Annotated in this window: 15 protein-coding genes; 7 read left to right on the top strand and 8 right to left on the bottom strand. The window is 66.7% G+C overall.

What is annotated here, in order from left to right; genetic code table 11:
* Positions 1–42: 42 nt before the first annotated feature.
* Both DMB37_RS39715 and DMB37_RS39710 read left to right on the top strand, forming a co-directional pair.
* A complete protein-coding gene (locus DMB37_RS39715; protein ID WP_135237131.1) occupies positions 43–960 on the top strand; it encodes a universal stress protein in 918 nt (305 codons plus the stop codon).
* Positions 961–999: 39 nt separating this feature from the next.
* The gene (locus DMB37_RS39710; protein ID WP_135237130.1) at positions 1000–1878 is read left to right on the top strand and encodes a universal stress protein; all 879 of its coding nucleotides are present in this window, start codon (positions 1000–1002) and stop codon (positions 1876–1878) included.
* A gap of 57 nt (positions 1879–1935) precedes the next feature.
* Here DMB37_RS39710 and DMB37_RS39705 read toward each other — a convergent pair whose 3' ends face one another.
* Complete coding sequence (locus DMB37_RS39705; protein WP_135237129.1) at positions 1936–2922, bottom strand: CHAD domain-containing protein; 987 nt, start codon at positions 2920–2922, stop codon at positions 1936–1938.
* 270 nt (positions 2923–3192) lie between these two features.
* Between DMB37_RS39705 and DMB37_RS39700 the strand changes: the two genes are divergently transcribed.
* Together DMB37_RS39700 and DMB37_RS39695 are read left to right on the top strand one after the other, a co-directional pair.
* Positions 3193–4113, top strand: coding sequence for a universal stress protein (locus DMB37_RS39700; RefSeq protein ID WP_135237128.1), 921 nt, complete (start codon positions 3193–3195; stop codon positions 4111–4113).
* A 26-nt stretch (positions 4114–4139) separates the two neighbouring features.
* Complete coding sequence (locus tag DMB37_RS39695; protein WP_240772148.1) at positions 4140–4838, top strand: SRPBCC family protein; 699 nt, start codon at positions 4140–4142, stop codon at positions 4836–4838.
* A 380-nt stretch (positions 4839–5218) separates the two neighbouring features.
* Here DMB37_RS39695 and DMB37_RS39690 read toward each other — a convergent pair whose 3' ends face one another.
* From DMB37_RS39690 to DMB37_RS39670, 5 genes are all read right to left on the bottom strand, one after another.
* Entirely contained in the window at positions 5219–5926 is a 708-nt protein-coding gene (locus DMB37_RS39690; RefSeq protein ID WP_167769088.1) for a universal stress protein, read from the bottom strand.
* Positions 5919–7919, bottom strand: a complete 2001-nt coding sequence (locus DMB37_RS39685) for a glycoside hydrolase family 65 protein (RefSeq protein WP_167769087.1) — start codon at positions 7917–7919, stop codon at positions 5919–5921. Before DMB37_RS39685 ends, DMB37_RS39690 begins: the two co-directional genes overlap by 8 nt.
* Positions 7920–8343: 424 nt before the next feature.
* Positions 8344–9966, bottom strand: coding sequence for an ABC transporter permease (locus DMB37_RS39680; RefSeq protein WP_135237125.1), 1623 nt, complete (start codon positions 9964–9966; stop codon positions 8344–8346).
* A complete protein-coding gene (locus tag DMB37_RS39675) occupies positions 9963–10880 on the bottom strand; it encodes an ABC transporter ATP-binding protein (RefSeq protein ID WP_135237124.1) in 918 nt (305 codons plus the stop codon). The genes DMB37_RS39680 and DMB37_RS39675 overlap by 4 nt, the downstream gene beginning before the upstream one ends.
* A 160-nt stretch (positions 10881–11040) precedes the next feature.
* Complete coding sequence (locus tag DMB37_RS39670) at positions 11041–13665, bottom strand: cation-translocating P-type ATPase (protein WP_135237123.1); 2625 nt, start codon at positions 13663–13665, stop codon at positions 11041–11043.
* Between the two features lie 324 nt (positions 13666–13989).
* Between DMB37_RS39670 and DMB37_RS39665 the strand changes: the two genes are divergently transcribed.
* The 3 genes from DMB37_RS39665 to DMB37_RS39655 are packed head-to-tail and all read left to right on the top strand — an operon-like array spanning position 13990 to position 16397.
* Positions 13990–14655 carry a DUF2267 domain-containing protein gene (locus DMB37_RS39665; RefSeq protein WP_135237122.1) on the top strand — a complete coding sequence of 222 codons (666 nt, stop codon included), beginning with the start codon at positions 13990–13992 and terminating at the stop codon, positions 14653–14655.
* A gap of 1 nt (position 14656) precedes the next feature.
* Positions 14657–15853, top strand: coding sequence for a site-2 protease family protein (locus DMB37_RS39660; protein WP_135237121.1), 1197 nt, complete (start codon positions 14657–14659; stop codon positions 15851–15853).
* Positions 15846–16397 carry a flavodoxin domain-containing protein gene (locus DMB37_RS39655; RefSeq protein WP_135237120.1) on the top strand — a complete coding sequence of 184 codons (552 nt, stop codon included), beginning with the start codon at positions 15846–15848 and terminating at the stop codon, positions 16395–16397. The genes DMB37_RS39660 and DMB37_RS39655 overlap by 8 nt, the downstream gene beginning before the upstream one ends.
* A 59-nt stretch (positions 16398–16456) precedes the next feature.
* Here DMB37_RS39655 and DMB37_RS39650 read toward each other — a convergent pair whose 3' ends face one another.
* Both DMB37_RS39650 and DMB37_RS39645 read right to left on the bottom strand, forming a co-directional pair.
* Positions 16457–17497: a zinc-dependent alcohol dehydrogenase family protein gene (locus tag DMB37_RS39650; protein WP_135237119.1), complete on the bottom strand. Its 1041-nt coding sequence runs from the start codon at positions 17495–17497 to the stop codon at positions 16457–16459.
* 30 nt (positions 17498–17527) lie between these two features.
* The gene (locus DMB37_RS39645; protein WP_135237118.1) at positions 17528–18526 is read right to left on the bottom strand and encodes a 1-phosphofructokinase family hexose kinase; all 999 of its coding nucleotides are present in this window, start codon (positions 18524–18526) and stop codon (positions 17528–17530) included.
* Positions 18527–18617: the final 91 nt, after the last annotated feature.

The raw sequence follows: 18617 nt of genomic DNA, 5'->3' as shown, positions 1-18617 counted from the left end.
AACCTACGAGTACCGCAACAACGGACTCGAAGGGCTAGGCGCATGACCACTCAGCACAACGATGACCCGCACCGACTGGCGTCGGCAGCAGTGGTGGTCGGCACCGACGGCTCCGAAGCCGCCGATCTCGCCGTCCGCTGGGCCGCCGAGACCGCGTCCCAGCGCCATCGCAGGCTACGCATCGTGTACGGCCTCGACCTCGCCGCGGCCCAGGCCGTCATGGGCAGCTACAACCTGATGGTGCCCGCGGTGATCGACGCCATGCGTGACCAAGGCGCGCACGCGGTCCGCACCGCCCGCAGACTCGCGCACGACATCGATCCCGGCCTCACGGTGGAAACCGAAGTGTCCGAAGAAAGTCCCGCCGCGCTGCTGATCAGACACTCGAAGTCGGCCTACCTGGTGGCGATCGGCGCTGCGGGCGAGGGCGGCACGATCAGCCACCTCGGCTCCACCCTGCTCGCGGTGGCCAGCCATGGCCATGGGGCCGTCGTGGTCGTCCGCGACACCGGCACCGAGCAGCAAACCCGGCATCTCGGTCCGGTCGTGGTCGGCGTCGATGGTAGTCCGGTGAGCGAGGCCGCGGTCGGTGCCGCGTTCGCCGAAGCGAGCGACCGTAAGACCCAACTCGTCGCCGTGCACGCGTGGAGTGACCTGCACTTCGATCGCTTCGCCGGTATGCCGAACGCTATTCCGGATCGCGACGTGGCGGCTCAGGCGGAGCAGACCTTGGCCGAGCAGCTCGCAGGCTGGCAGGAGAAGTATCCGGACGTCAAGGTGATCCGCAAGGTGTATCTATCCGGTCCGAGCCACCACCTGCTCGAGTGGTCGAGGTCGGCACAGTTGCTCGTCGTCGGCAGCCGCGGCCGCGGCGGTTTCCGCGGATTGCTGCTCGGCTCCACCAGCAACGGACTGGTCCAGTATGCGCATTGCCCAGTCATGGTCGTCCACTCGCACTGAGCCCACCCGGCTCCCCCACCCCAGAAAGACGTGATTCGTATGTCCGCCAACACCATTAATCTCCCCGTCCTGGTCGGCACCGACGGCTCCGCCTGCGGAACCGATGCCGTACGCTGGGCCGCCGTCGATGCGGCCAGGCACGGCGCGCCCTTGCACATCGTTTACGCCATCGGTGCGCCGGTGGACTTCGGTCCGGGCCTCGCCTTCAATCAATTCGACTACGACGGCTATCGGAAGGCCGGTGCCGCCGCGGTCGCCGCGGCGAAGGACATCGCAACAGCCGCAGCGGAACCCATCCATCCCATCGACATCACCACTTTCGTTGTCGAGGCACCACCGATCCCCGTACTGCGCGATCGATCCAAGGACGCGCGGCTGCTCGTGGTCGGCAGCCGCGGGCTCGGTGCCTTCCGCCGCGGCCTGCTCGGCTCGGTGAGCACCTCGCTGGCGCGGCACGCACACTGCCCGGTCGCCGTCATCCCCGAAAGCGAAGACACCGCACCGGACCGGGCACAGGGCGCGGTCGTGGTCGGCGTCGACGGCTCACCGGCCGGCGCTCGCGCCGTCGAGATCGCCTTCGATGAGGCATCTCGCCGCGGCGCCACGGTCCTCGCGGTGCTCACCTGGTCCGAATTCAATCGCTACATCCCCCGCTCCGACATGCAGAAGGAAGCCGAAGAACTGCTTGCCGAAAGCTTGGCGGGTTACGCGGAGAAGTATCCCGAGGTCCGCGTGTCACGGCTGGTTGTCGAGGAAAGGCCCGCCAAATGCCTTCTCGGCGCCGCCAAGCTCGCCCAGCTCATCGTCGTGGGCAGCCACGGTAGCGGCGGTTTCGCGGGCATGACCCTCGGATCGGTCAGCCAGGCCGTCCTGCACGGCGCCGACTGTCCCGTCATCATCGCCCGATCCGCAAGCTGACGAACCAGTGCCCTCGGAGATCAGCTCGTCTCCGAGGGCACTGATTCGTCGGGTAGCTCAATCGCCGACCTTTTCGGTCGATGCGCCGATCCCCTCGTCGGCGATGAACCGGACACTCCGTAGCGCGCGGCTGCATGCACCGGGGAGCACGTGTGTACAGCGGTCGGCGATGTCGAGTTCGCGCACGTAGAGCACACCGTAGGTGAACGTGGTTTCCTCGGCATCCTCTGCTTCCCTGGTCAACTCCAGCAAATGGTGTTTCGCGCCGACCGCGTCGTGATGCTCACCGAGGACATCCTGCAGTGCGGTCAGTTCGACGAGGGCACCGTCGCAGTGCCGCAGCGAGAGTTGCCGGATGGACTCGAGGTAGTAGCGCATGCGCCTGGCCGCCTTGCGCACCGCGTGCACGGCGGCGTCATGGGCGTCCTCGTCGGTGGCGGCGTCTACCGCGCGGATGCGGGCACGGACTCGGGTCAGCAGATCACGCAGGATCGCATCGACTCGTTCGGTCGCCGCAAAGGGGCTCGATCCGTCCCGCAGCGACGCTGCACACACTTCGAGATCGTCGAGGATCGTCAGATAGCGGGCAGAGCCGAGGAAATCCTTGGCCTCGGCCGCCGCCAGTTGAATTCGGGTGTCGAAATAGTCCGCGATCCGTGTGCGAACCGGCCCTCGGATGTATCGAGGGCCCAGCGCATCCACAGCGGCTGTGATCCGGGTTCGCTGCGTCTCGAGGTCGTGCGCCAAGTCCAGGCCGACGCCGAGCCACCGTAGTTCCTCGATCAACCGGCGCGTCTCGGCATGTCGGCCGGCCGCGGATCGGTGCGCGGCGAGCGCGCTACGAGCCCGGCGAGCGGCGATGATGATCGCGGCGACCGCACCGGGTTCACCCCGGCGGGCCGCTGTCTCTCCCTCCGTGATTGCCGTGCGCTGCTTGTCCAGGTAGTGGGCGAGCAGCATGTTCGGCGAATTACCTGGCGCTTCAGCAATATTCGCGGCTTGCACAGTCTCGGAAGCGGCGTCGGTAAGTGTTTCGGCGTTCATCGGGCCTGCCTCGGGTAGGAGTTCGCGTGGTGATCTCTCCACCCTGTCCCGGTTGCGATAACACCTGGTAGAGCCGTTCGGCCTCGATGCGCCCCCTCCCGCCGGGACCAAAGACACTTACCACCGTGCTGCTGGACAGGCACACAGAAATGTCCACGGCGCAGCCATCTTTCGGCCCGTCGATCGGTGACCAACGCCAGCAGTCGAACCGGTCCGCGAATTCGTACCGTACGAATAACCCACTAAGCGAGCGCTCGAAGGACAACCGACATGGACACCTATCAGAACGACAATCCGCACCAGTTGGCATCGGCGGCGGTGGTGGTCGGAGTCGACGGCTCCGAGGGCAGCGACCTCGCCGTCCGGTGGGCCGCGGAAACCGCGGCACGGCGCGAGCGCCCACTGCGAATCGTGCACGGCCTCGACATCACCGCGACACGCTCACTGCTCGGCAGCTACGACGTGATGGTGCCTTCGGTCATCGATGCCATCCGCACCCGCGGTATGAAGGTCGTTGCCGACGCGCGCCGACTGGCCCACGAAGTCGCGCCGAGTCTGGACATCGCCACCGAGATCTCCGAAACCAGCGCGGCGCGGGTACTGATCCACCACTCCAAGACCGCGAACCTGGTAGCGCTGGGCGCCACCGGCACTGCGGGAACCATCGCACACCTCGGCTCCACCCTGCTCGCGGTCGCCAGCCACGGTCACGGCAACGTCGTGGTAGTCCGCACGGCGGGCACCGAACAGCCCCTTCGACACGACGGACCCGTCGTCGTCGGCATCGACGGCAGCCCGGTGAGCGAAACTGCGATTGCCGCCGCCTTCGCCGAAGCGTCGAACCGCAAGACCGACCTGATCGCCGTCCACTCCTGGAGCGATTGGCATTTCGGGGAGTTCGCCGGCCACCTCAACGTAGGCCTCGTGGGGCCGGACCAGGAAACCGCGGAAGACGCCATCCTGGCCGAACGGCTCGCCGGTTGGTCGGAAAAGTACCCCGATGTCACAGTCACACCCGAGGTATGCGCGCCCAGTCCGCGCGACCAGTTGATGAGTCGGTCGAAATCCGCCCAGCTCATCGTGGTCGGCAGTCGCGGACGCGGCGGATTCACCGGCCTGCTGCTCGGCTCGACCAGCAATTTCCTTGTCCAGCATGCCCATTGCCCGGTCATGGTCACCCACCCGGCGTAGCCGACTTCCCTTCGAACGAGACATCGATGAACAAAACCACAACGGCCGCAACCGGATTGGCGACATTGTTGGCCGCCTATCCGCTGTTCCTGCGCAAGCAATGCCTGACTTGGGGCGCCGACGCCGACGAAGTGGCGCGCGCCATGCCCGGCGACGAACTGCTCCCCGCACCCGACATCCAGTCCACCAGGGCCATCACCATCGCTACCGGACCCGAAGCGATCTGGCCATGGCTGGTGCAACTCGGCCCTGGCCGCGGTGGGGCATACACCTACGACTGGATCGAGAATCTATTCGGCCTGAACATGCACAGCGCCGACACCATCCTGTCGCAGTTCCAGAACCTCACGCCAGGAGACACTCTCGCGCTCGGGCCCAACGGCCCACAGATGCGCGTAGCGATCATGGAACCTCCGCAAGTACTGGTTTTCGCCGCCCAGGACGGCAGCTGGGTCTGGGCGTTCGGCCTGTATCCGACCGACCACGGCACCCGGCTGGTCAGCCGCAATCGCATCGCCACCCCGAACGCACCACTTCCCGTCCGGCTGTTCAACACCCTCGTCATGGAGCCGGGCAGCTGGGTGATGGAACGTAAAATGCTGCTCGGCATCAAAGCACGCGCCGAACACTGGGCTGTGTCCACACGAGCCGACGAGCAGGATAGGACAGGCCGCGCAGCGCAAGCTGTCGAGCAGAGCTCGGCAGGCACGACAAACGTCACCTGATCCGAACGCGCGCGGAGTGCGGCGACAAGCGGGCCCCGCCCCTGAAAGGGACGGGGCCCGGTTGACGATGCTGGGCAGCAGACGACGGCATTCTAGATGTCACCGTGCTGCCGGAGCGTCGACAACCACATCCTCGGGTGTGTGCGGCGCCGAAAAACGCTCGCCGAGGACGGGGTATCGAACAAGGTGCAATTCGGAACCGCAACTGCGGCAACTAAACGATATATCGCGATCCGATTCCGAAATACCGATATCAGCGGACCCACAAGCCGGGCAGGCCTGTGCCGCACCGAAAATGGAATCGAAGTCGAGCTTGGCGGAGTAAGTCATACTTCAAGGAAACCGCGTAAGTGGTGTTGTGCCTTAGGGCCACAAGCCCTCTACTTCGAGGCCATCGGTATGAACAGCACTGGTACCGCGAGGTCGGTCATGGCCCGCCGGACGACTTCCGCATGTCCCGGCGGCATGCACTGCGACCAGCCGAGGATGACCAGATCCGCCTCATTGTCGGCGATCTCGACAACACTCTCGGCGGGTACACCATTGCGCAATGTCAATGCCGGGCCTGGACTGCCGAAATACGGTGTGCAGTACCGCGACAGGAATTCTTCCTCCCACGCAACGCGCTCATGTGCCGCTTGATCCCAATATGCCGGAACAGTCCGCCGATCGAACACATGCAACACGATCACCTCGACGTCGGCCGCGCGGAACAACTGCGCTGTCTCGGCGACGGCCGCAGCCGCTTCCACCGTCCCGTCCAACGGCACCAGCACTCTCTGGATGGTCGCACACCGAAATCCACTGGGCACCGCAACGATCGGAGTCCGAGAGTCCCGAGCGATCCGCCAGGCCTGCTCGCCGCGTCCGAATACCCCGAGCACGACATCCGGCTCCGCGAGCGACCGCAGGTACTCAGCGGTGGACTCAAACGGCTCGGCACGGACTAAGGCGCCGAACACCACTGCCAGGGCACCGGCGACGGAGTCGACCGACGCACCGCCCGCACTCAGCACGTATCGCGCAGGCCCGGCCGGGTCCGCCCGGACGGCCGGATTCTCGTGGGGTGCTCCATGACTCTTATTCATGACCGCTCTCCTCCCGTGGGAACCACAGTGCGCCGCCCAGCTCGATGGGCGCCCGGTCGTACACGCCGACCGCGATAGCGCCGTCCGCGCGGACAGCGATTCCATCGCCGGTGATGTCGAGCCGTACACACACGCCGAGGCAGCGGAACGAAAGCCCAAGCCGGTACCATCCGGCAGGCAGTACCGGGCGTACACGCAGCACCCCGCCGCGCACGCGGACCCCTGCGAAACCCGTGAGCATCGCCTGCCAGACTCCAGCCAGGGTCGCCAGATGCAGGCCGGCGGCGGTGGTCCCGGTGCGATCGTCGAGATCAAGGCGTAACGCGATGCGCAGCATCGCCAGCGCTTCGTCCGGCCGACCGGCCCGGGCCAGCAGGGCCGCCATAATCGCCGGAGACAGCGACGAACCATGTGTCGTGCGCGGGCCGTAGAAATCGAGATTCGGGATCAGTGAACCCGGTGCGACCTCGTCGGGCACCAGGTGATGCAACATGAGTACGTCCGGCTGCTTGATCAATTGGGAACCGGCGACCCGCGCCGGTCCGAGCAGCACATCCGCCGCGACGGGTGGCCGCGCGACATCCGCAGCCACTAGTGGTTCCAATCCGAAGTACCCGGTGAACTGCTCGTAGCGCCCGTCCGGCTGTCGTTGGTCCACGATCCGGTCGGCCAGCCACCGCCACGCCGCGAACTCACTCGCCTCGGCGGCATCGCGTGGTTGGAGCCGCGCCGCGCGGCGCAGATTCCACCGGGCCATCACATTGGTGTACGCGTTGTCGTCGACGGCCTCGTGGTATTCGTCGGGCCCGATCACCCGGTCGAGGTGGGCGCGGCCGGTCGGGTCGAGCCTGCACCGCGACACCCAGTACGCGGCGGTATCGGTCAACAACTCGCGCACCGTTTCACCGGTGAACTCGGGTTGGCCTGTCCACTCCGCGTAATAGTCTGCCGCCCAGGCGACATCGGCGGTGATGTGCTCCTCCATACGTCCGGTCAGGATGGTCACCGGCGTGCCGCCGAGGTGGCCGGCCGTCGGAGTAACATCGGTCCCGTCGGCAGCGGACTCCCACGGAAATCGCGCGCCTCGGCAATCGTTCGCGCGGGCGCGCTGCCGTGCGGCGGGCAAACGGCGCATCCGATAGGCCACCATCGCCGCCGCGGCGGCGGGATCGATGCTGACCATCGCGGGCAACACGAAGACATCGCTGTCCCAGAAGACGTGGCCGCGGTAGCCGGAACCGGAGACACCGCGAGCACCCACCGCCGATTCGCCGTGCGCATTCGCGTTGCACCACAGTTGGAACAGTGCGAACCGCACGGCAAGTTCGACATCCGGAGCGTCGGGCAAGTCGATGCCCACGGCGGACCACCGTTGTGCCCAGGCGGCTTCCTGGTCACGTAGTAACCGATCGACGCCGCGTGCGCGGACCTCCGAAAGCTCCCCCATCGCACGATGAGCCGTCCGTTCGCCGGGCTTCTCGGCGATGTAGACGGCTATCCGATCCACGGTGCGATGGCCGCCGTCGTTCACGATTCGTTGTGTCGCCGCGGCGACGACCGCACCCGCGACGTCGGATGTCGTCCGGATGCTTCGTGTCTCGTCGTGCGAGGACTCGGCCTCGCACCCTGAGGACGCGGCATCGCGCAGCGCGGCACCGGGTTCGAGCCGCGACTCCGCGGCCTCGGCGCGCAACACGAACACCCCTGGCCGATCCGCGCAAGCGAACCGGAAACTCCGGAAGTCCTTGTCCATCGTTGTTTCTCGGCGATGCAGCACACCGGTGCGCAGATCGAGAATGCGTTCGTCGGCGGCGATCGGCGGGTCGATGGACAGGCCGGTCCATTGTGGACACCCGAGTAGCTGTTGCTCCGGCCCGGAACCGGTATATATTCCGGCCACATAGACTGCGGGCACCGCATCTTGGCCGTCCTCCTCAACCGATCCCCGGGTCCCGATCCCACCCTCGCCCACCATGAACACCGACTCGGACACCCTGCGCCGCAACACATTTCCCGATATTTCTCGAATCGACCAGGAAGATTCGAGACCTCGGGCCGCCCCGTCGGGTATCCGAAGCTGCGGTGCAGCCGTCACATCGGCATGATCATCGGCGGCAGCATCCCCCACTTGTGGTGCAGGCAGATCATCAGCATGTGCAGCAAACCACCCGGATGTGTATCCATTCCCATCATCGTTCATCTCCCGACGTCCGTTCGACCGACATATTCACTCGCTGACGTCCTCCGACTGTGACATCGATGCGGGCCTCGGCAGGAGAGCCGAAAGTCTTTGCTCCGGGGTCTAATTCCCCTAAATCATGCATAGTCACTCGACGCCGCACAGGGCAGCGAAACCCCGTGCGGCGTCCGTCGATCGCCAACGGCGATCCCGTCCCGATTACCGAGCCAGGATCGCGTCACGATCCGAGATCACGACGGCGCAGGCCGGCGAACCCGACGGCCGACACCGCTGCTGCAATGCCGAGCAGGGCCAGCATCGGTGCTGCCGCAATGGTTTCGAGCGGAACCTGCGGGATATGTTCGAACGGGGCGGCGTCATCGAACCACGCCGGTAAATCGAAGGAATCAGCGAACAACAGGGCCACCGCGCAGTAGGCGAACGCCGTCCACGCTACCGCGACGGCAATCCGGGGAAACCAGCCGACGGCCAGTACGGCGACGGCCACGATGACCCACACCGCCGGCAGGTACCCGAGCGCCGCGCCGGTCATCCGCAACACCTGGCTCGGCTCGCCGACCTGAACCGCGTGTGCCAGTCCTTCACCTGAGCCACCGGCCGCCAAAATTATCGCGCTACCGGCGAGGGCAACCGTGAGATGGCTCGCCAGCCAGGAAGATCGGCTGATCGGTGCAGCCAGCAGCGGCTCGGCTCGACCGGCGATCTCCTCGCTGCGGGCCCGCAGCACGCTGGCGATGCCGTACGCGGACGTCAGCAAGGCCACCATCATGATGGTCAGCGCCAGGTAGGCGTCGACCGCCTCCGCCGCGCCGCCGGGCAGAAATGCGGCGATATCCGGATTATCTGCGATGAACTCCGCGATGCTGTCGGCGAACGATCCGTACGCGGCCCCCAGGCCGAAAATGCCTACGCCCCAGCCGAATAGCGAACCACGCTGCAATCGCCAGGCCAGGCCGAGGGGTGAGCCCAGAGCCCAGGACGCAGTCGCCCGACCGGATCCGTACGGCATCAGGCCCGCCCCGAAGTCGCGTTGCTCGAGCAACGCGAACGCCACCGCGATCAGCACCGCGCTCGCGGCGAAGAACAGCAAGATCGGCCACCACCGGTCGACGACGTAAGGGTAGGTCCGCTGTCCCCACCCGAGGGGTGAGGCCCACGCCGCGGCTCCGTTGCCGACGTCGCCGACCGCACGCAGCACGTAGGCGCCGGCCAGGGCGAGCGCGACGGAACCGTATACGCTGCGGGGGTTCTCGAACACTTGCGCCGCCACCGTGGTCAGCGCCGCGAACGTGAGACCGACACCCGAGATCGCCGCCCCGAGCAGCAGCGACCCGCCCACCGGCAGCCCGGTACCGACCGCCGTTGCGAATACCACCAGTGCGACGGCGACGTCCGCGAGCACGGCCAAGGCCAGCGCGGCCACCGCAGGGGCCCGCCTGCCCACCCGTGCGGAGCGGACCAGCTCGGCCCGCCCGGCCTCTTCGTCCGTGCGGGTATGCCTGCCGATCAGGAACATGTTCAGCAACGCGACCACGATCGCAAGATAGGCGAAGATCTCGAACAAGATCTCGCCACCGATCGTGTCCAGCAACCGGGTGGGTCCGCCCATTGCCACGGCCGCCGCATTGCTGCCCATCGTTTCGCGCAACTGCGCGAGCTTCACCGGCGAACTGTAGAAACGCTGGCTGCTCACCGACTGGAACGCCAGCAACAGCCCCACCCCGAGCAACCACCACGGCAGCCAGAACCGTTCGCGGCGCAACGCGAATCGCAGCAGTTCACCCGCCGCCGAGATGTTGTCCCGCAATGGAGGCCGCGCTCCGACGATGCCGCCGTTCATGAGGGCACCTCGACCTTCGACGCCGATCCGGCACCGTAGTGCCGTAGGAAGATGTCCTCCAACGTCGGCGGCGTGCTGCTGAGGCTGCGCACGCCGAGCGCCGCGACCATCGTCAGCACGCTGTCCAAATGCGAGCTCTCGACGTCGAATCGGGCACGGGAGCCGTCCACGACCAGGTTGTGCACACCGGTCTGTGCGCCGAGGGTCGTCGCCGGCTGGACGGTTTCCACGGTGATCGTGGTGTGGGTCAGATGGCGCAGTTCGGTGAGCGTGCCACTTTCCACGGTTCGCCCGTGCCGGATGATGGTCACCCGATCACACAACGCCTCGACCTCGGCGAGAATATGACTGGACAACAGCACCGTTCGGCCCTGCCGCTTCATTTCCTCGACGCAACGCTGAAATTCGGCTTCCATCAACGGGTCGAGGCCGACCGTCGGTTCATCGAACAGCAGCAGCTCGGCATCGGTGGCCAGTGCAGCGACCAGGGCAACCTTCTGCCGGTTGCCTTTCGAGTACGCGCGGGCTTTGACGCGGGGATCCAAGTCGAATCGTTCCAGCAGTTCGTCGCGGCGCCGCCGATCCACCCCGCCGCGCAGTTTGCCCAGCAGATCGATGACCTCGCCGCCGGTAATGCCTGGCCAGAGCGTCACCTCGCCCGGCACATACGCCAGCCGGGCGTGCAATGCGACCGCATCGAGCCACGGGTCGCCGCCGAGTAACCGCACCGTGCCCGCGTCCGCGCGCAGCAGTCCGAGCAGGACGCGGATGGTCGTAGTCTTCCCTGAGCCGTTGGGCCCGAGAAAGCCGTGTACCTCTCCGATGCGCACGGACAGGTCGAGCCCGTCCAGTGCCTTGCTCCGGCCGAACGATTTCGTCAGGCCGGCAATTGAAATCGCCAGGTCAGCCATCATCTGTCCATCGTCGCTAGCTCGCAGGCCCCCCGGGAGGGCCGAAAGACCCGACCGCGCGGGCGAATCGACACCCGCCTCGCGGCCGCGACTCCGGCGGCCGGCACTGCGATGATCCGACCTACTGCGTCCGATCGGTTCCGGCAGTGCAGACTCGGCCGCATCATCGACGGTCCTTACCGATATCGCGAGGGGTGTCGCCTGTCGGGTCGGGCTCGGCGAGCGTGGTGCGGCTGGGGTGCAGTATCCGATCGAGCCGTACGGCCGCGTAGCCGAGCACGGACAGACTCGCCACGATGAGCAGATCGCCCAGTCCGAGCGGTTCGGTGCCGAGCAGTGCGCGCAGCGGCGGTAGGTAGAGTCCGGCCAGTTGCAGCGTGAACGCGGCGGCAACGGCGGCGAGCAGCAGCGGGTTGGCCAGCGATCCCGGGCGCGAGCGGGAACCGAGCGCGACCCCGAGTTGCGTTGCGCCCAAAGCGAAGAAGGCCATGCTCTGCCAGGGACGGTCGGTGTGGTACGCCCATACGGCTACCCCCAGCGTGACGACGGTCAGCACCACCGCGATGCGCAGCACCCGCTGCCACAGTCCCGCACCGAGAATGCTCTCGGTGGGTCGGCGAGGCACTCGTCGCATGGTGTTCGGTTCCACGGGCTCGCCGCCGAGGGCGACGCCGGGTAGACCATGGGTCAGTAGATTTATCCAGAGGATCTGCGCCGGGAGCAGTGGCAGTGCCAGCCCGAAGAACGGCCCGCAGAGCATGACGGCGATCTCCGCGGCGCCCCCGGACAGCCCGTAGATGAGGAAGCGGCGGATGTTGGCGTACACCCGCCTGCCCTCCTCCACGGCGGCGACCACCGTGTCGAGGTCGTCGTCGGCCAGCACAAGGTCGGCAGCCTGACGAGCGACTTCGGTGCCTCGCCCGCCCATCGCCACTCCGATATCGGCGCGCCGCAGGGCGGGCCCGTCGTTGACGCCGTCGCCGTTCATTGCCACGACCTGACCGTCGTCGCGCAGGGCCTGAATGATGTCGAGCTTCTGCCCTGGCGTGGCGCGAGCGAACACGGTTCCTTCGGTCAGGTCAGGCTTGCGCAACTCCCGGCAGTCGATCACGCGATCACCCGCACCAATGATGCCGAGTTCGGTGGCGATCGCGCGGGCGGTGCCGGCATGGTCTCCGGTGATGAGTACCGGGCGGATCCCGGCCCGGCGGCTCGCCGCGATGGTCGCGGCAGCCGCGGTGCGGGGTGGGTCCACGATCGCGATCAGGCCGAGCAGCCGCAGGCCACGTTCGGGGTCTTCGGCGGGGGACGGTTCGGTCACCACATCGGCCCGCGCCACGGCCAGCACCCGGTATCCGGCGTGCGCCCAACGATCCGCTTGCGCTGTCGCCCTGCGCAGTAACGTCGGATCATCCTCTAGGACAACGTGGTTGAGCACAGCCTCCGGGGCACCCTTACAGATCACCCGATAGCCGCCGGTGCGGAGCCGGTGAATCGTCGTCATCCGCTTACGGTCGCTGTCGAAGGGCCGTTCCCCGGTACGCGGCATCTCGGCTGCTAATTCATGGCGGTCCATTCCGAGCTTCACGGCGGCGCACAGCAGTGCCGTCTCGGTCGGGTCGCCCAACGCTGTCCATTCCCCGTCGCCGGTGTCCCGCGCGGACAACCGTGCGTCGTTACACAACGCCGCCGCCGCGAGTAGTTCAGTGACAGCGGGCACATCGGATTGGTGCAGTATTCGATCTCCGGCGCGTACCTGTCCATCGGAGGGCTGCGCGGTCCCGGTGATCGTGGCTTCGGCAGCAGGTGTCCAGATCTCGCGGGCGACCATCCGGCCTTCGGTGAGTGTTCCGGTCTTATCGGTGGCCAGTACCGTCACCGATCCCAGCGTCTCCACTGCGGGAAGCTTGCGCACCAACGCATTGCGCTCCGCCATGCGACGCGCACCGAGCGCGAGGCTCAATGTCACTACCGCGGGCAGCGATTCGGGAACTGCGGCCACGGCCAGACTCAGCGCGGTCACCACCATCAACTCGACTGGCTGACCACGCAGCAGGCCGAGCGCGAGAACAACCACACACAGCGCGACCGTGACCCCGGCGATCAGCCTGCCGATATCCACCAATCGCCGTTGCAACGGCGTCGCACCGGAACCCTGATCGAGCAGTTGCGCGATCCGCCCGGTAGCGCTCGCCGCTCCGATCGCCGTAACCTCGGCACGCCCACGGCCTTTCACCACGACGGTGCCTGCCGACACTGCGGTGTCGCCGGATACCGACTTGTCCACCGGCACCGACTCCCCCGTCAGCGCGGATTCGTCCACCATGAGCGCCGCCGCTTCGGTCACCGTCGCGTCGGCAGGCACGATATCGCCTTCGGTCAGCACCAGCAGGTCACCGACCACGGTCTCAGCGACAGGCACCTGCCGCTGGATCCCGTCTCGGATCACTCGCGCCGCCGGGGCGGTGAGCTGCGACAGCGCGGAGATCGCGTGCTCGGCGCGCACCTCCTGCCCGACCCCCACACTGGTATTCACCACGATGACCAGCAGGATCACTGTCATATCGGTCCAGTCACCCGTCACCGCCGTCAGGACCGCCGCCACCTGCAGCACGATGATCAGCGGGTCCCGCAGCTGAGCGATCACCCGTCGCCAGAGCCGGACGGGCGAACGCTGCGGCAGAATGTTCGGACCATCGCGGCGCAACCGAGCGGCGGCTTCCTCCGATGACAGCCCCACAGCAGGAGATCCGGGTCCTGCCGCTACCTCCGAGGTGGAGTACTCCATCCGAACTCCCAACCTTTCGATAGAACAACGACCTCACTCCCAGTGCAACAGCGGACTGCTCCCATCGGAAAGGGAACAAAGTCCCCGGCGGTGCCGTCGCAAAGCCATCTGGGTGTCGCATCCGCTGCTGTTTCGCTCGCCACGACATCGACCGGATTCGCCTGTCCCATCTGGGATGACGCCGCCGGTCAGTGCGCACCGAGCGCGGGACCATCGCCCTATCGGACGGCAACCTTCGGCCCTTGGACTCGGCGGTATGCACCACGCAGGCTGAGCGGTGCGACATCCCGATTCGCACCGGGTGATCCACCAAGGAGGAACACCATGCCGCATCACGACGATCTCTTCGCGTCCGCCGTGCAGACAGCCCATGACTGGGTCCGCGCTATCGCCGACGGGCTCGATACCGACGACACCGCCTTCGCCTACCGTGCCTTGCGCGCGTGGATGCATACCGTGCGCGACCGCATCGGCGTTGCCAACTCCGCCCACCTGGCCGCACAACTGCCCGAGCTGTTGCGCGGCACCTACTACGAGGGTTGGGTACCCAGCCACGTGCCGGTCCGGCACGGCACCGCCGAATTCGTCACCCAATTCGCCAGGGAGGCGGGTATCGAGCGCAGTGAGGTCGGATTCATCACCGGATCCATCACCGCCGTGCTCTCGGAACTCTTCTCCCCCGGTCAGCTCGACAGAGTCTTCGCAGTCCTGCCGACGCACCTCTACGGCATACTGTGCGGCACGTCGCCCGTCACAGACCGTGATGTCGCCGAACCTGCCCCCGTTGCCGACGCTCCCGACACCGATCGGTTCGCGGGTCTCGAATACCGGATCAGAGCGCTCAGCGACGCCGTCGCCGTGCTCGCGCGCGGTCTCGAACAACTCCCTGTCGACGAATCCGACAGCGCGCGAACAACTTCGGCAGCTCAGCAGGCACACCGGATACTGCTTGCCGAGGGCCTCGTCGGCGCCTACGCACAGGAGCGCTGACATGCTACGCGGCATCATTCCACTCGGTCACGTCGCGGGCGTCCGGGTCGGCGCACACTGGTCCGTGCTGGCCACGCTGGGACTGTTCACGCTGCTGCTCGGGCAGTCGCTGGCCGATGCCAACGGGAGTTCAATAGCCGGATGGTTCATCGCCGCCCTCGGCGCGGCCGGGTTGCTCGCCGCGCTACTCGCCCATGAGCTGGCTCACTCGATTGTCGCGCGCCGCAACGGAGTACGCGTCGAGCGAGTTGTCCTGTGGCTGCTCGGTGGGGTATCCGAACTCGGTGCGGAGCCGAAGGATCCACGTTCGGATCTGCGGATCGCACTCGCCGGCCCGCTGACCAGTCTCGCGCTGGCGGTCGGCTTCTTCGGCGTCGCGGTCGTGCTCGGGACCGCGGGCGGGCAGTCGGTAACGTACGTGCTCGTCTGGCTTGCCGCGATGAATCTCGTACTGGCACTGTTCAATCTGCTGCCCGGAGCACCGTTGGATGGCGGGCGGGTACTGCGCGCGATCATCTGGCGGCGCACCGGCGACCAACTGCACGCGGCCGCGACGGCTGCCCGCAGCGGGCGCGGCGTCGGAATCGGCTTGCTCGTGCTGGGTGGGGCGGAGCTGGTTCTCATCGGCAACACCGGCGGTATCTGGTTGATGCTGCTCGGCTGGTTCGTCACGTCGACGGCCAACGCCGAGCTAGCAGTGGCTGGCCTCCGTCATCGACTGGGCGACATCACAATCCGCGATGCGATGACCCAAGAACCGGTCACCGTCCCGGCGACCTGGTCGGTCGCCGAGCTGCTCCGTTCACCGGTCGCCCGCACCTCCCACCACGCGTACCCTGTCGTGGACCCGATCGGGCGGCCTGTCGGCGTGTTGTCCTTGGCGGATCTCGCGGCCCTGCCGCAGTCCATGCGAGCCACCGCGATGGTGTCTGCGGTCGCCCGCCCACTGCCGGAGGGGGCCCGAGCGAACGAGGACGAATTGCTCAGCGCCGCCGCCACGCGCGCAGTACTGCGCCCCGACGCGGATCTCCTCGTCGCGGTGGATTCGCTGGGGCGCTCGACCGGTGTGATCACCGCAGCGGACTTGGTGCTCGCGTGCCATCGCAGCGCGCTCGGCCTGCCGCCACGTCCGGCGGATCCGGACGCGCGACCGGCACCCAATCCCCGACGAGCCGATCAAGAGGTGCGCTATGCCTAGCGTGCAGGCTGCTCGGGTGGCCGTAATCTACGCGGCGGCATCGGGAACGACCCGCGACGTCGCGGAGTTGATCGCGACGGATCTCACCGAGCACGGGGCAGTTGTCGAACTGAGCGACATCGAGCACGCGCCCGACCTCTCCCGGTTCGATGGCATCGTGCTGGGTAGTGCAGTGCGCGGTAGCGCCTTCCTGCCCGATGCCGCGACTTTCCTTCGGACACACCGCGATGAACTGCGCAGATCCGATGTCTGGATGTTCAGCGTCGGCCCGGCCCCACACGGGCCGATCGGCCGGCGTATCGGCCGTACCGTACCGAAACGTATTGCCGCCCTGTGCGAATCGATCAACCCCTGGGACTTCCGCGCCTTCGCGGGGCACTGCACACCTGCCGAGCTGCCGTGGCAGGCCAGGATAATCAACCGTCTGCTCGGCGACGCCGACTACGGCGACCAGCAGGACTCGTACACGATTCGCACCTGGTCGTCGATGATCGCGCAGGCGCTCGGCCTGGCTCCAGCGAAGAACACGCCGATCCACCGGTAGCGCAAACGAGGTTATGCGACACCCGCCGGGGTGCGAAGCACCAACGGCGGGTGTCGACTTCAGCGATTGAGCACCACCTTGAGCGCTCCGGTCTCGCCCGACCGGCTGAAAACATCGTAGGCGAGCTCGAATTCGTCGAGACCGAACCGATGGGTGACGATCTCGCTCGGCTGCAACCTGCCACCGCGCACGAGCTCGATCAGCGTCGGGGTGGAATGAGTGTCGACCAGACCGGTGGTGATCGTGAGGTTGCGAATCCAGATACGTTCCAGGTGCAGCATCGCGGGAGTGCCGTGCACGCCGATATTCGCGACGTGACCGCCCGCGCGTACCAGATCGACGGCGAGCTCGAAGGTTTCGGGTCGCCCGACCGCCTCCATGGTCACGTCCGCGCCCAGACCACCGGTCAGCTCGGCGACGACCACACGCACATCGGCGTTGCGACTGTCCACCACGACATCGGCACCGAGTTGCCGGGCTGCCACCAATCGCGACTCGACGACGTCGACCACGATGATTTTGCTCGGACTGTACAGGCGGGCGGTCATGATGGCCGCGAGGCCGATCGGGCCGGCGCCGATGATGACGACAACGTCACCGGGCCGGACCCGGCCGTTCCTGACCCCCACCTCATAGCTGGTCGGCAGGATATCGGCCAGCATCAGCATCTGTTCATCGCTGAGCCCGTCCGGGATCCGGTGGGTGGAGGTGTCGGCGAACGGCACGCGCACCAGCTCGGCCTGCGTGCCGTCGATCGTGTGCCCGAGAATCCAACCGCCGCCACCGAGACACTGCCCATACGCGCCTTCACGGCAGAACCGGCACACCCCGCATGCGGAGATGCAAGAAGTCAGCACCCGGTCACCGGATTTCAGGGTGTGCACGCCGCTGCCGACCTCCGTAACCGTACCGACAGCTTCGTGCCCCAGAATCCGACCCGAAGCCACTTCGGGCACATCACCTTTCAGAATGTGCAGGTCGGTGCCGCAGATGGTGACCGCGTCCACCCGCACGATCGCATCCGTGCTCTCGACCAGTGCCGGATCGGGCACCTGCTCCCAAGCGCTCTTACCGGGTCCGTGAAAAACCATCGCGTGCATGAGGTCTCCTTGTCCGACCGCGCGGTGCGGTCAATCGAGCTGAAATCTGCTGGCCGAAGCGGCGTCCGCGGTGATGCCGCGCGCAATGCTGTCCGTGTGCACCTCATCGAGAAGTGCGTCGACGGTTGTGGCTTCGAACACGTCGGTTCCTGGTCGCGAGACGGTGGCGGCAGCCGCCGCGACGCCGTACTCGCAGGCATGCAGCCCGTCCCCGCTCGCGGCGAGCCGATAGGTGAATGCACCGACCAGGCTGTCCCCCGCGCAGGCGTCGCTACGAAATGGCGAACTCGGTGCGCAAATACGATGGTGGAAAGCGGCATTCGAGTACACGGCACCCAGCGCGCCGACGGTTGTTATCGCGATCTCGGTGGCACCCGCAGCGAGCAGGAGATCGTTGACGGCTTGGGCGTTCTCGAAGCGTTCGATCGGCCGACCGAGCAGCCCCGCGGCCGCGCAGCGGTCGAGCCGGATGGCGAATGCCTTCTCCCGCAACACCTCCCGCAATTGGGGTCCGGCTATGTCGAGCACGACCCGCGTCCTGGACGAATCGATGTTTCGCAGGAGCCGGGCACAGAAGTCATCGGGCAGCCCCGGCGGCACGCTGCCGGTCAGCACCAGATACGGAAACTGGTGCGCAGCAGCGAGGATTGCGTCGAACAAGCACGCCCGATCGGTCGCGGCCAGTTCGGCCCCGGGCGGCACGATATGAAAGCTGTGACCCGAGCTCAACTCGGCGATCACTACGGCTTCTCTTGTCTCAGCGCCGATCTCGATGCCGCGGTGCACCAGACCTTCCTCCGCGAGGAGGCGCTCCAACCGCAGGCCTGTCTCACCTCCGTACGTGTGCAATGCGAGTGCCGAACCGCCGAGTCTGGCTACGCAGCGCGCGACGTTGATTCCGCCACCACCGCCCTGCACAGACCGCACATGGGCACGGTTCTTGCCTTCGCCGTGTAGGTGATCTACTTCCAGGCAGATGTCCACGGTCGGGTTCATCGTGACCGTAAGAATCGTCGGCGGTTTGGGCATCGGGGTTCTCCTCAGGGCTTCGGCAGATTCAGGCTCCCGTGCCCGAGTGCGGTCGCCACAGTGCCGAAAGACCCGGACGCATGGCCATTGG

The organism is Nocardia sp. CS682, assembly GCF_004634405.1.
In the GTDB taxonomy this organism is placed as follows: domain Bacteria; phylum Actinomycetota; class Actinomycetes; order Mycobacteriales; family Mycobacteriaceae; genus Nocardia; species Nocardia ninae.
This window is presented reverse-complemented; position numbering and strand designations above follow the sequence as displayed.